The sequence below is a fragment of the Pseudomonas sp. CCI3.1 genome (assembly GCF_034313985.1).
In the GTDB taxonomy this organism is placed as follows: Bacteria; Pseudomonadota; Gammaproteobacteria; order Pseudomonadales; family Pseudomonadaceae; genus Aquipseudomonas; species Aquipseudomonas psychrophila.
Genome location: NZ_JAVIWO010000001.1, coordinates 5,209,535 through 5,222,050, shown reverse-complemented (window position 1 = coordinate 5,222,050; position 12,516 = coordinate 5,209,535). Strand labels below are relative to the sequence as shown.

The 12,516-nt window shown below is 58.4% G+C and carries 13 protein-coding genes; 6 read left to right on the top strand and 7 right to left on the bottom strand.

All coding sequences use genetic code 11. From position 1 onward, the window contains the following. Positions 1-89: 89 nt before the first annotated feature. The 4 genes from RGV06_RS24090 (at position 90) to RGV06_RS24075 (ending at position 3,326) form a co-directional block, all read left to right on the top strand. Positions 90-701: a TetR/AcrR family transcriptional regulator gene (locus tag RGV06_RS24090; RefSeq protein WP_019828897.1), complete on the top strand. Its 612-nt coding sequence runs from the start codon at positions 90-92 to the stop codon at positions 699-701. A 178-nt stretch (positions 702-879) separates the two neighbouring features. Continuing rightward, a complete protein-coding gene (locus tag RGV06_RS24085) occupies positions 880-2,466 on the top strand; it encodes an aldehyde dehydrogenase (NADP(+)) (RefSeq protein WP_322151623.1) in 1,587 nt (528 codons plus the stop codon). Between the two features lie 205 nt (positions 2,467-2,671). Continuing rightward, on the top strand, positions 2,672-3,013 hold the full coding sequence (locus RGV06_RS24080; protein WP_046809787.1) for a type II toxin-antitoxin system RelE/ParE family toxin: 342 nt from the start codon (positions 2,672-2,674) through the stop codon (positions 3,011-3,013). A 10-nt stretch (positions 3,014-3,023) separates the two neighbouring features. Beyond that, a complete protein-coding gene (locus RGV06_RS24075) occupies positions 3,024-3,326 on the top strand; it encodes an XRE family transcriptional regulator (RefSeq protein ID WP_322151622.1) in 303 nt (100 codons plus the stop codon). 19 nt (positions 3,327-3,345) lie between these two features. Here the strand turns inward: RGV06_RS24075 and RGV06_RS24070 are convergent, their stop codons facing one another. The 4 genes from RGV06_RS24070 to RGV06_RS24055 all read right to left on the bottom strand — a co-directional run bounded on the left by RGV06_RS24070 (position 3,346) and on the right by RGV06_RS24055 (position 7,284). Next, positions 3,346-4,404: a linear amide C-N hydrolase gene (locus RGV06_RS24070; RefSeq protein WP_019828893.1), complete on the bottom strand. Its 1,059-nt coding sequence runs from the start codon at positions 4,402-4,404 to the stop codon at positions 3,346-3,348. Between the two features lie 23 nt (positions 4,405-4,427). Next, entirely contained in the window at positions 4,428-5,243 is an 816-nt protein-coding gene (locus RGV06_RS24065; RefSeq protein ID WP_322151621.1) for a hypothetical protein, read from the bottom strand. A gap of 114 nt (positions 5,244-5,357) precedes the next feature. Beyond that, positions 5,358-6,704 carry a glutamine synthetase family protein gene (locus RGV06_RS24060; protein ID WP_019828889.1) on the bottom strand — a complete coding sequence of 449 codons (1,347 nt, stop codon included), beginning with the start codon at positions 6,702-6,704 and terminating at the stop codon, positions 5,358-5,360. 22 nt (positions 6,705-6,726) lie between these two features. Then, entirely contained in the window at positions 6,727-7,284 is a 558-nt protein-coding gene (locus RGV06_RS24055) for a helix-turn-helix domain-containing protein (protein WP_019828888.1), read from the bottom strand. 183 nt (positions 7,285-7,467) lie between these two features. Between RGV06_RS24055 and RGV06_RS24050 the strand changes: the two genes are divergently transcribed. Further along, positions 7,468-8,055, top strand: a complete 588-nt coding sequence (locus tag RGV06_RS24050; RefSeq protein ID WP_019828887.1) for a LysE family translocator — start codon at positions 7,468-7,470, stop codon at positions 8,053-8,055. Here the strand turns inward: RGV06_RS24050 and RGV06_RS24045 are convergent. From RGV06_RS24045 to RGV06_RS24035, 3 genes are all read right to left on the bottom strand, one after another. Next, positions 8,052-8,903, bottom strand: coding sequence for an AraC family transcriptional regulator (locus RGV06_RS24045; RefSeq protein WP_322151620.1), 852 nt, complete (start codon positions 8,901-8,903; stop codon positions 8,052-8,054). The genes RGV06_RS24050 and RGV06_RS24045 overlap by 4 nt on opposite strands. 81 nt (positions 8,904-8,984) lie before the next feature. Next, positions 8,985-9,986, bottom strand: coding sequence for an NADP-dependent oxidoreductase (locus RGV06_RS24040; protein WP_322151619.1), 1,002 nt, complete (start codon positions 9,984-9,986; stop codon positions 8,985-8,987). 63 nt (positions 9,987-10,049) lie between these two features. Beyond that, positions 10,050-10,832: an SDR family NAD(P)-dependent oxidoreductase gene (locus RGV06_RS24035; protein WP_322151618.1), complete on the bottom strand. Its 783-nt coding sequence runs from the start codon at positions 10,830-10,832 to the stop codon at positions 10,050-10,052. A gap of 164 nt (positions 10,833-10,996) precedes the next feature. On the opposite strand from RGV06_RS24035, the gene RGV06_RS24030 reads away from it, so the two are divergent. After that, positions 10,997-11,575: a TetR/AcrR family transcriptional regulator gene (locus RGV06_RS24030; protein ID WP_046809794.1), complete on the top strand. Its 579-nt coding sequence runs from the start codon at positions 10,997-10,999 to the stop codon at positions 11,573-11,575. The last annotated feature ends 941 nt before the right edge of the window (positions 11,576-12,516 follow it).

Here is a 12,516-nt window from a genome sequence, read left to right as displayed (position 1 = left end):
CGATAGGTACAAATGTAAGTCGAGGAAAAATATTGGTCAACGACTTTTGTATCGAATAGTATTTATCTCTCGTGACGAAGGAGATTCAAATGGCACAGATGGGACGCCCGCGTACATTTGACCGGGACGCGGCTATCACGCAGGCCATGCACCTGTTCTGGGAGCAAGGCTATGACTCAACTTCCCTGAGCCAGCTCAAGGCGAATATTGGCTCAGGCATTTCTGCACCCAGCTTCTATGCGGCTTTCGGTTCCAAGGAAGCCCTGTTCAAAGAAGTGATGGAACGCTATCTGAACAGTCACGGCAAAGTGACCGACAGCCTGTACGACCCCCAGTTGCCTGCGCGCGAGGCCATCGAAACAACGTTGCGCCGGTCCGCCAACATGCAGTGCGAGACCGGTCACCCACGGGGTTGCCTGGTTGCTCTGGGCCTGATGAGTGCCTGCACACCACAGACCTTGGCCATCTGCGCGCCGCTGGCCGAAGCCCGTGCCCGCAACCGCGCAGGATTTATTGCCTGTGTTGAGCGCGGCATCAATACCGCTGAACTGTCGGAACATACCGATCCGGTTGCACTGGCCACTGTGTTCGAGAGTTTTTTGCTGGGGCTCACCACCCTCGCCCGCGACGGCGTGCCCCATGAGGTACTCGATGCAGCGATCACTCAGATCATGCGCGTATGGGATGCCGCGCGAGCCTGAAGGATGACCAATGGTTATCGCCCAATCAGCATTCGTCATTGGGCAGTCTCTTCGACAAAAACTACAGTGGCCGCCTGAAGGAGCCTTGGTGGCTCCCGATTGCGAGCACTGCGGCGCGATGAGCTGATTCGCAGCAGGCTCAAAAAATCTTGTAGCCGTTGCCTAAAGGGACCTTGATATGACACGCATCACCGGACAAAACTTTATTGGCGGACACCGCAGCGGCGCTGGCACCGTGCACCTGCAAAGCGTGGATGCCAGCACCGGCGAAGCGCTGCCATACCACTTTATCCAGGCTACGGAATCCGAAGTGAATGCCGCTGTCAGCGCTGCCAGCGCCGCGTTTCCTGCCTTTCGCAGTTTGCCCGCCACACGGCGCGCCGAGTTCCTGGAAGCCATCGCCGAAGAAATTGACAACCTGGACGACGATTTCGTGGCCATTGTCTGCCGCGAAACCGCCTTGCCAGCCGCGCGCATCCAGGGCGAGCGCGGGCGCACCAGCGGGCAAATGCGCCTGTTCGCCAATGTGCTGCGCCGAGGGGATTTTTATGGAGCGCGCATCGATCAGGCGCTGCCTGATCGTCAACCATTGCCCCGTGCAGACTTGCGTCAGTGCCGAATGGGCGTGGGGCCGGTGGCTGTGTTCGGGGCCAGTAACTTCCCGCTGGCGTTCTCCACTGCGGGCGGTGATACCGCCTCGGCACTTGCGGCCGGTTGCCCGGTGGTGTTCAAGGCACACAGCGGGCATATGGCAACCGCTGAACAGGTGGCGCTTGCGATTGTGCGTGCCGCCGAGCGCACCGACATGCCAGCCGGTGTGTTCAACATGATCTACGGCGCGGGTGTGGGCGCTGTGCTGGTCAAGCATCCGGCGATTCAAGCCGTCGGCTTTACCGGTTCCTTGCCCGGTGGCCGTGCCCTGTGCGACATGGCCGCGGCAAGGCCACAGCCGATCCCGGTCTTTGCCGAGATGTCGAGCATCAACCCGTCGCTGGTATTGCCCCAGGCATTGCGTGCCCGCGGCGAGCAGATAGCACGGGAGCTGGGCGGTTCCGTGATGCTGGGCGCTGGCCAGTTTTGTACAAGCCCGGGCCTGGTGCTGGGTATCCGTTCACCCGAGTTCAGTGCCTTTATCGACACACTCGGCCAGTTCTTCAGCGCTCAGCCCGCACAGACACTGCTCAATGCAGGGGGCCTGGCCAGTTACAGCAAGGGCATCCAGCGCTTGGCTGATGTCGATGGTATTCGCCACCTTGCAGGTGCGCCGCAACAAGGCAATCTGGCCAGCCCTCAATTGTTCCAGGCCAATGCCAGCCTCCTGATCGATGGTGCCGAGGTATTACAGGAAGAGGTGTTCGGGCCCACCACCCTGGTGGTCGAAGTAGCCGACAAGGCGCAGTTGCTGCAAGCGTTGCATAGCCTGCATGGTCAGCTGACCGCGACACTGATTGCCGAGCCCGCTGACGTGCAGGCATTCGCCGAGGTCGTGCCGGTGCTTGAACAAAAGGCCGGACGCCTACTGCTCAACGGTTACCCGACCGGCGTTGAAGTGTGCGACGCGATGGTTCACGGCGGGCCTTACCCCGCGACCTCCGATGCTCGAGGCACCTCGGTGGGCACTCTGGCCATCGACCGCTTCCTGCGCCCGGTGTGCTACCAGAACTATCCGGACAGCCTTTTGCCGGACGCGCTTAAAAACGCCAACCCGCTGGGTATCCAGCGCTTGCTCGACGGCAAGCACAGCCGCGAGCCACTGGCCTGCTGATCTGCGCGGGCCCCGTGATGGGGCCCTGCGATCACCCAGCCCGTAGCAGCTGCCGAGGCACGACGGCTGCGTCCGGCGGCGCAGCCGTCGTAGAATCATTCGACGCGCAGTTTCAGATGTTCTGTGAGCAGGTCACCCCTGGCCGCTGATCAGTTGAACACTGGCCGGGCTTGAGGAAGGTACCAAATTAGGTACACTTCAATACATGAACTCTGTCCCTCCCATTCTTAATGTTCGATTTTTTTGCACGCTCGCAGGCAATGAGCCTGTGCGTGAATGGTTGGCCAGTCTCGAGCGCGAGCAGAGGCGCCTGATTGGAACCGATATAAAGACCGTACAACTTGGCTGGCCGATTGGCATGCCGGTTGTGCGCAAGCTGGAGCCTAAATTGTGGGAGGTTCGCTCGGATTTGGATGGCATCATTGCTCGTATCATCTTTACGGTTGTCGGCTCGCAGATGATCCTGCTTCACGGATTCATCAAGAAAAGCCAGAAAACCCCGGCGGTCGATCTTCAAACAGCCAGACAGCGCAATGCAAAACTATGAGGTACAGCGCATGAATAACCACATCGGCTCCGATTTTGACGACTTCCTCTCGGAGCAAGGCCTCGCAGAAGAGGTCTCGGCCGCTGCACTCAAACGCGTCATTGCCTGGCAGATAGCCGAGGCCATGAAGGAGCAACATGTCACCAAAAAAACGCTGGCTGACCGGATGCACACCAGCCGTTCGGCGGTCGATCGGGCACTTGATGAAAATGACCCGGGCATGACACTGGCAACCCTGGCCAGCGCCGCCCGCGCACTAGGTCAACGCGTAGAAATCCGCTTGGTGCCGGAGCACGATGCAACACTCGGATAACCCCACCTTCGCAACAACATTAAACCCCCTCAAACTTGAACGCCGGAGTGACTTTAAAGCTGCTTGAGACCTCCCCGGAATAAATAGTGCTTTGGTCCGGCCCCAGGTTCAGCTTTTTGACGGTGCCCGTTGCCTTTGAAAAATCGACCTTGTTCAAGTCCACCCAAAACGTGTTCGGGGTGACGGCCGACTCGAAAAAGTACAACCCCTGCTTGTGATCGATCACGGAGCGCCAGCGGGTCGAAGATATGTTCGGCTCGCCGGGTGTGGTAATCCCGTAGGGCACTGAAACGTTGCGGATCACACTGAACACACTGGCCAGCGACAAGCGTGCGTCCTGGTTTTTTGGCACCGCATTGACGTAAAACGACGCCCTGGCAAAACGGTCCGCGGAGCGATTGGTGCCGGGGAGCATCACCGTACCGCCAATGGACTGCCAATACGCATTCATTGCCAACTGCGCATCGAACGCCGGTGAGTTGGTCATGACCTGATAGCTCCGGTCGTGGTGAATCACCTGTTTTCCATCAATAAATTCAATGATGGCGCTGTCGCCCGAAGCATCGGACATTGAAAGGTGCAGGGTCGCCAGACGACTCTCACCCGGCACATTGGCGGTGACAACGGTGAAGGGTTCGGTCTTGAGTACGTCGACCGCTTCGGCAACGGTGCTGAAGTTGTCCAGGACATACTGAGCCCAGGCAGAAATGCTCAACCCCGGTTTGTCTTTATTGACCGGTGGATATTCAGACTCAACCAGCCACAGCAGGTTTGCTGACAACCCGGCTTCGTTGACCCCGTCAGTGGTTGAAATGTCATAGCCCGTGGCAATCACACTGCCGTATTTGGACGTCCACTTGAGCGAGCCCGGCCCGGCTTCTCCTGTGCGCTGCATACCCTGGGGGAAGATCCACAGATTGGTTGCCACGTCTGTTTTCCAGTCCATGGAGCGCGCCGTAATCACCGTCTGATTGTCACCCAGATAAACCAGGCGGGTGCAGGCATTGGCAACAGGCAACGCGAGCATAAAACCTGCGAGTGCCAACGCCAGATGTTGGGTGTGTTTGAGCAATTGCATTCCTTTGATTCCTCACTGCTGGTTTAGAAGCGCATGGACAGGCCAAGTACCGGGCCGCGCTGGGTCACATCGTATTTGAACTTGTTGCCGGTAAAGTCGGTGGTGCGATAGTCCTGCGACAACACCCGATAACCGACACGAATGATCGTGGGGTGATCCGCCAGGAACATGCGGTAGCCCACATACCCCTGAGCGTTCCAGGTTTTCTTGGAGGACGTGTCCAGCCCGCCAGTATCGGCCTGGCCCGAAAGCGTCCAGCGGTCCGTCAGGTCGGTCTGCATGCGCAAGCCAACGAAAGGGTCTGTCCACTCGGTTTTTTTCTTGGTACTGAAACCCAGAGAATCGATGTCCAGTTTTGTCGACAGCTTGGTCCAGCGCACACCGACCGTGGGCTCGACGCGCCAGGCGCGAGGTTCGCCGAAAATCGTGGAGCCCCCCAACTCATACTCATAGACGCGGTAGTACATCCCCACGGCAAGGGTGGATTGGGCGATAGCCAAACCTACCTTGCGCCCGTACACCCGTTCAGACTGGTGTGTTTTCGCGTAGACGCCGTCGACATAAAACCCCAACGTGCGATTGGTCAGCTCCAGATTGCCCATGAAAACCGAACTCAAATTATCCAGAACATCCGAGAACGGCACATCGACTTTGGTATTGACCCCGCCAAGCGCCGCTTGCCCGCTCATTGACGGAGCCCACACAAACGGGCTCGCCAACAGCAGCCAGTCCGAGTCGCTGGTACTGGTTTTAACGGGTGGCTCAGCCCCCTGCGCCACCTGCAGGGCTAACAACAGCGGCAACGCCGCAGACGCACATCTGACAGTCTGTTTTATCATCGCCCTGATTAACCGGTCATGGATTCAATCAGTAGGTATAGCAGGTATCCCCTGAAAATCTGCTGTCTGGTGCAGTCATTGCAAACGCCAATAAGTCTTTACTCCATAAGGCATTTACAAAAACCAGCGATATTCCCGGGCACTGATTTCCTGCATGAAAGCTAGATGATCCTGACGTTTGTTCTCGCAGTAAACGTCTACAAATTCGCCGCCCATGCCGTCGCGCAACTGAGGTTGATGCTGCATGGTCCGCACCGCTTCAAGCATCTCAAGCGGGAACGCGATGCCGCTGTTGCGGTCTTCGTTAAGCGGCAAAATCGGCTCTTTACCCGCCTCAAGCCCGTGCTCCAACCCCACCAGAATCGCCGCCAGCACCAGATAGGGGTTGGCATCGGCACCCGCAAGGCGATATTCGACCCGCAGGTTTTTTGCATCGGATTCAGGAATCCGCAAACAGGCATCCCGATCTTCGTAGCCCCAACTGGCGTGTGTGGCGATGTTGGTCGTGCCGCCCAAACGGCGAAACGCATTCTGGTTCGGGGCAAAAATCGGCATACAGGCCGGCAATAATTCCAGGCAACCCGCAATGGCATGCCGCAAGGGTTGCTGCTGATTGTGCGCCAACAGGTTGTTGCCGCCGGCGTCGTACAGGCTCACATGCACATGCATGCCGCTGCCGGGATGTTGCAGATAGGGCTTGGCCATAAAGCTGGCGCGATAACCGTGCTTAAGGGCAACCCCGCGGGTACTGCGGCAAAACAGGGCCGCCCAGTCCGCTGCCCGAACACCATCATCGAGATGGCCAAAATTGATTTCGAACTGACCCGGCCCCAGCTCCGCTGTGATCACGGTTGCGTCGATCCCCTGGGCCTGCGCAGCATCGACCATGTCATCCAGCACAGGAGAAAAGCGCGACAACCGCTCGATATGCATGTTGGGCTGGTCATCGGCATCGTCGCTCAACTGATCACGTGGAAACTGCGGCAGCCCCTCACGCAGTTGCTTGTCGAACAGGTAAAACTCCAGTTCAAACGCCACCACCGGGTGGATACCCTTTCGGGCCATCCGGGCCAACACCTGGGTGAGGACCTCCCGGGGCTCGAAGACAATCGGTTTTTCAGTGCCGTCCGTGGTAATCAGCATCTGGCCTAGCGGCTTGCCTTCCCAGGTCACCGGCTTGAGGGTGCCTGGCACCAGGCGCCGTACGGCATCCGGGTCACCGTCGTTGAAACAGTAATCGCCAATCTTGAACAGCCCGCCCTGCACACCCAGCAACACGCAGTTTTGCGGCAATTTGAGCACGCTGCCAGCCGCCACTTTTTCTAGCATGTCGATGGGGTAACGCTTGCCGTAGAAATGCCCGGGAATATCCAGGGAAATCAGGTCGACATAACGCACCTCAGGGTTGTGTTGGCGAAAGGCACGCACCTCGGCCAGCAGATCAGAGCATGCAGCATCCATCTTGGAAGTTCCTTTATTGTTATCAGGTGTAGACCCACAGCACTCGCGTGAGCTGCTGTGTCAGGTTGGCGTAGCGACAGCGCGTGTGGCTGTCGAACTGAAAACTGTCCCCGGCGTTCAGGGTGGCGGGCTCATCGTCGTCACCCAGCCACAGGGTCAATTGACCTTCGATCACATAGCCGCCCTGCTCCGAGCTGTCCGTCATGAGCCGCTCACCGCTGCTCGCGCCTGCTTCCAGCAGACTTTCAAGCATCGAGAACGACGCGCGGATTTTCGGCGAAACCAAAATATCGGTAATGCCGTTGCCCAGATACAACGTGCGGCGCTCGTCCGGGCGGGTCACCCAGGGCAACTGCTTGGGTTTTGGCAGGCTGTAAAAATAGGTGGTCGGCACGCCCAGTGTTTCGCTGATGGCGGTCAGATCGGCCACCGTTGGCTGCGAAATTCCGCGTTCGACCTGGGACAAAAAACCCACCGAACGGCCGATTTTGTCAGCCAGTTCCTTGAGGGTGTATTTCTTGTGTTTGCGCAGGTCGTGGATAAGGATCGCCAATGCGGCCATCTCTTCTTGCTTGTTCATCCCGGGCCGCCGTGAAATTTAAACCGTTTAATTTCATGAAAAATTACAGGTTAAATTTCACAAGTGCAAGCCAATTGGTCTGCACGCCTCCCATCGACGTCTTCACAGGGGAGTTTTGTTCAATACGCCAACCTGCATGCTCCTTAACCTTCGAGCACACCCCTTGAGCGGAGCACAGTAACGATGAGCGTGTTGATTTCGATGGCGGCGTTCGCCCTGGCAGCATCCATTTCACCGGGGCCGGTCAATGTCGTTGCCCTGAGTTCCGGCATGCAGTTCGGCCTGGGCCCCAGCCTGCGTCATGTGCTGGGCGCCACGGTGGGTTTTGTCGTGCTGCTGCTGTTTACCGGTTTCGGCCTGCATGAAGTGCTCAAGCAGTGGCCGATACTGACCGACCTGATTCGCTGGGCCGGCATGGCATTTCTGCTGTATCTGGCATGGAAGCTGGCGATGGATAACGGCCGAATCGAGTTCGAAGGTGATACACGACAGCCCTCGTTTTTATATGGCGCGGCCATGCAGTGGCTCAACCCCAAGGCGTGGCTGGCTGCAGTTGCGGGCATGGGCGCGTTTGTGGCGGGCGGAGAAGCCGTACTGATCTGGTCGTTCGCCTTGATCTACTTTGTCGTCTGCTACCTGTCCGTAGCTTGCTGGGCCTACACCGGGGCCTTCCTGAGCCGTTACCTGCGCAGCGCACAGCGCATCCGGCTGTTCAACCGCTGCATGGCGGCCATGCTGGCGGGCTGTGCGGTCTCTTTGCTGTGGTTTTAAGTCTTGTACTGGCCGGGCGTGGCCGCGAGGTACTTTTTGAATACCCGCTGGAAATGCGCTTGATCGGCAAACCCGGTTTGATGCGCGATATCGGCGATCAATGCACCTTCACGCAACTGCGTTTGCGCATGTTGAATCCGTCGGTTGATCAGATAGGCGTGGGGCGTCATGTGGTAACGCTGCTGGAATGCACGAATCAGGTAAGCCTCTGACAGGCTCGCGGCTTCACAGATGTCCTGCAATCGAATCGTGCTCAAGAAGTGCTCATCAATATAGTCGGCGGCACGCTCCACCCGCACATTGGCGCTCTTGCGCAGCGCCACCGAACTGCCCAGCTCCTGCTGCATCGACGAGAAAAACAGAATCGCGGCTTCATGCTTGGCCAGCACCTCGAGCTGAGGGTCGACCAATTGTGCATACAGGGCGGTCAGGCCGCTGAACAAGACGGCGGATTGCGTGTGGGTGGCCGCGACGGGTTGGAACACCCCGCTGCCTTGCTCATCAAAACCCTGCTGAATACCGGACAGCCAAAGTGCATCCACATACAGCATCACGTACGACCAAGGCTGATCTTCGACCGGGTTACAGGCGTGGACATCACCCGGGTTCATCAACACCACCGTGCCTGCGCTGATAGCGTGTGAAGTTTTTTCATGCAGGTAGTTGCAACAACCGGACGTGATCGCACCGATCGAGAATATCTCGTGAGAGTGCCGGGCATAGCAAACCTTGCGACCGTCGGCGATTGAGCGAGCCTCGATAAATGGTAACTGCGCATCCCGCCAGAACCTCGGAATTGCGCAGCTTGCATCGACGGGAAGGGTGTTGACCTGATGGGTTGCGGGCATGGTAGCGGGACCGAAAAACAGGGGCCACGATGGATTTCATGGCCGTTTTCTGCCTGCTAGCCTAGCACCGCATTGCATTTGTTACAGCTCGACCCGGATAACGACCTTACCTTTCGCCCTGCCTGACTCAACGTAACTCAGCGCTTGGGCTGTCGCGCCGAACTCAAACACCCGGTCAACCACAGGCCTGATAACACCAGACTCAATCAGCGTGGTGATCTCACGCAGCTGCTCCCCGCTTGCCCGCATAAAGACAAACGAATAACTCACCCCTCTTTGGCGTGCTTTGCGGCGAATGCCATAGCTCAGAAGGCCCATGACCTGCTGCAACACCCAGGACAGCCCTTGGGCTTTGGCAAACTGCGCGGTGGGTGGGCCGGAGATAGAAATAAGCTGCCCTCCCGGTTTTAGCACCTTGAGGGATTTTTCGAGGGTGCCAGCGTCCAGGCTATTGAGCACCACGTCGTAGTCGTGCAACTGCGTTTCAAAATGCTGCTGTTTGTAGTCGATAACCACATCGGCTCCGAGAGCCTTTACCCATTCGACGTTGCGGGTGCTGGTGGTCGTGGCCACAAAGGCCCCCACGTGCTTGGCCAGTTGAATGGCAATGCTGCCCACGCCGCCGGAACCCGCGTGAATAAGCACCTTCTGCCCTTTTTTCAGTTGCGCGGTTTCTACCAGCACCTGCCAGGCCGTGAGTGCGACCAATGGCACGGACGCTGCCTGCTCCATGTCAAGGTTGACGGGCTTAAGCGCCAGCGCATCCTGCGACACCGAAATCAGCTCAGCAAACGTGCCGATACGGTCCTCTTGAGGACGCCCATAAACCTCGTCTCCCGGCTTAAATTGACTCACATTGCTGCCGACTCGAAGCACCACGCCCGCCAGATCGTTCCCCAGCACCAGAGGAAACCGGTACGGCAGGATCAATTTGAACTCGCCCTTGCGGATTTTGGAGTCCAGCAGATTGACGCTGGCGGCATGCACCTTGACCAGTACTTCATCGGGTCGAACTTCAGGGTCGGGCACGTGCCCTATCCGCCCATTGTCCTTACCGTATCCATCGATAAAAAAAGCATTCATACACGGCGACTCTGGGTGAGGCACCGAGCGCCCACTGCGCCCGGTGCGGCCTTCCCACATCAATCAGTTTTGATAACGCTCGGCAGCATGGGCCATCCGCACATCTCCAAGCAGCGCCAGACGTGCGCCCTGCAGTGCATCCCAACGGGCAGCGTCATGCAAAGGCGGGATAGTCATCAACTCACGGCGGTCGAAACCGATCAGAGCGGCATCGACCAGCTCACCCACATCCATCACTTCGGGCAGGGTATTGATATCGATCCCCGCGCGCTCCCAGATTTCGGTGCGGGTTGCGGCAGGCAACACCGCCTGAACATAAACACCCTTGGCCGACAGCTCGTGACTCAGCCCTTGTGACAGCAACTGCACAAACGCCTTGGTTGCAGCGTAGACCGACTGACCGAACTCGGGCGCCAGACCTACCACCGATCCTATGTTGACGATCGCCCCCTCACCGGCCTGCACCAGCCGTGGCGCAATCGCGCTGGCCAGTCGCGTCAGCGCAACGGTGTTGAGCGCAATAATCGTCGTGAGGCTCTGCGCGGTCTGTTCCAAAAAAACGCCCGACTGGGCAATGCCCGCATTGTTGATCAGGATGCCGATCTTCGAATCGTCGCGCAGGCGCGCTTCCACCACCTCCAGATCACGATCATGGGTCAGATCTGCCTGTAACACATCGACGGCAACGCCGTATTCCTGGCGCACGTGTGCCGCCAGGGTTTCCAGTCGCGCCTTGTCGCGGGCAACCAGTACCAGGTCATGGCCACGGCGGGCAAACCGCTCGGCGTAGGTTGCCCCGATGCCACTGGAGGCGCCGGTGATAAGGACAGAAGAATGAGTAGTCATGGAGGCGCTCTCTCAAGAGAAAATCTAGCCGCGGGATACGGCATATCGATCAGCGAGCCATTATGATGATGATCATAATCTTAAACGTCAACCATTTTGATGATGGTCGACATCCATGTATATTGGGCCCTTGATTGTCAGTGGTTTGAACGAGGCATAAAGCAATGAGGGTCACAAAAGCACAGGCGCAGGCGAACCGGGCACATATCGTCGAGACGGCTTCCAGGCTGTTTCGCGAGCGTGGCTATGACGGTGTGGGAGTGGCGGATCTGATGGCCGAGGCAGGCTTCACCCATGGCGGGTTCTACAAGCACTTTGGCTCAAAGGCCGACCTGATGGCAGAAGCCGCTGCGTGCGGGCTGGCGAACTCACTGGAAAAAAGTGCAGAGCACGACATTGCCGCGTTCTTTGACCAGTACCTGTCCCGTCAGCACCGTGATACTCCAGGCCAGGGTTGCACCTTCGCGGCCTTGTCAGGGGACGCTGCGCGTCAGCCTGAAGAGGTCAAGGCAACCTTTGCCCAGGGGCTCGAAAACATGCTGGCCGCCGTGGAGCACTCAGGCATCACCCTCACCGGCGTGGAGCCACAGGACATGCGGGCCAAGATGATCGACACCATGGCCCATGCCATTGGCGCGATCGTGCTGTCCCGTGCCTGCCCCGATGACAGCGCTCTGGCAGATGAGATTCTCGAGGTTTGCCGCAAGGAAATTCTCGGCCCAATGGGACCCGGCGACCTGTAGATACTCTGCTGCCAGTCAACCCTCCCTGTGGGAGCGAGCCTGCTCGCGAAGGTCGTTCGCGAGCAGGCTCGCTCCCACAGTTGAAGTTTCCTTCAGACCCGCTAACGAGTCGTGCGAGGCTCGTCAGCGGCTACAGATTGAGCAGCGCACACTTACACCAAACAGGCCGGCCGGTGGGCCGCCTCGGCGTGCAGTGCTTTTGATCTGCCCGCCCCTTCGGGAGGCCGAGAGGAGGTTCTGCGTAGTGTGTCGACCGGCATGGATGCCGGGAGAGCCGTGTTGGGCCATGGATGGCCCGTCACGGCGTGCCCACGGAGCAGGGCCGGAGTGAGGGACACCTGAGCGCAGCGAGGGCCGTACGCGGGGGCGAAAGCGCTTTGGTTACTTTGCCGCTTTTGCAAAGTGACTCGCTGTAAGAGCGAAACCATCATTTCAGTTCACCGCAAATGCCGGATATGTACCCCGTGTGCTCGTTGTTTTGCGAAGCGCCCGCACCTATGCCGAGTCCATATCCATTCGATATGTCACGACTTTCTACGGGTTCCGCCCTTACGGCGGGTCACTTTTTCCAGACGCCGAAAAAGTAACCAAAAAGGCTTGCCCTACCATTCGGCCGCCTCGCCCAGGCTCGGTGGTTCCCTCTCTCCGGCACTATCATGGGGGCACGCCGCGACGGGCCATCCATGGCCCATCGCGGCTGGCGCGGCGTCCTGCCGCGCCACCCCCATAACAGCACCTGCGTTCGGCCTTCTGTGATGGGCATTCGCGTCGTCTGGGCATACGTGTGGCTCCAGCAAAAGCAAAAGCAAAAGCAAAAGCAAAATCCATCGCAGACGCCATAGAACCTTGCGCAAAACGTTTTAGCGCCAACATACAAGCCGCTGACGAGTAGTGCGAGGCTGCGTTCGATCACGCAGCGGTCGCAAAACCGGAATACGCGG

Coding starts and splice junctions, on each gene's coding strand:
- RGV06_RS24090 (WP_019828897.1), top strand. CDS start 90: ATGGCACAGATGGGACGCCCGCGTACATTTGACCGGGACGCGGCTATC.
- RGV06_RS24085 (WP_322151623.1), top strand. CDS start 880: ATGACACGCATCACCGGACAAAACTTTATTGGCGGACACCGCAGCGGC.
- RGV06_RS24080 (WP_046809787.1), top strand. CDS start 2,672: ATGAACTCTGTCCCTCCCATTCTTAATGTTCGATTTTTTTGCACGCTC.
- RGV06_RS24075 (WP_322151622.1), top strand. CDS start 3,024: ATGAATAACCACATCGGCTCCGATTTTGACGACTTCCTCTCGGAGCAA.
- RGV06_RS24070 (WP_019828893.1), bottom strand. CDS start 4,404: ATGCAATTGCTCAAACACACCCAACATCTGGCGTTGGCACTCGCAGGT.
- RGV06_RS24065 (WP_322151621.1), bottom strand. CDS start 5,243: ATGATAAAACAGACTGTCAGATGTGCGTCTGCGGCGTTGCCGCTGTTG.
- RGV06_RS24060 (WP_019828889.1), bottom strand. CDS start 6,704: ATGGATGCTGCATGCTCTGATCTGCTGGCCGAGGTGCGTGCCTTTCGC.
- RGV06_RS24055 (WP_019828888.1), bottom strand. CDS start 7,284: ATGAACAAGCAAGAAGAGATGGCCGCATTGGCGATCCTTATCCACGAC.
- RGV06_RS24050 (WP_019828887.1), top strand. CDS start 7,468: ATGAGCGTGTTGATTTCGATGGCGGCGTTCGCCCTGGCAGCATCCATT.
- RGV06_RS24045 (WP_322151620.1), bottom strand. CDS start 8,903: ATGCCCGCAACCCATCAGGTCAACACCCTTCCCGTCGATGCAAGCTGC.
- RGV06_RS24040 (WP_322151619.1), bottom strand. CDS start 9,986: ATGAATGCTTTTTTTATCGATGGATACGGTAAGGACAATGGGCGGATA.
- RGV06_RS24035 (WP_322151618.1), bottom strand. CDS start 10,832: ATGACTACTCATTCTTCTGTCCTTATCACCGGCGCCTCCAGTGGCATC.
- RGV06_RS24030 (WP_046809794.1), top strand. CDS start 10,997: ATGAGGGTCACAAAAGCACAGGCGCAGGCGAACCGGGCACATATCGTC.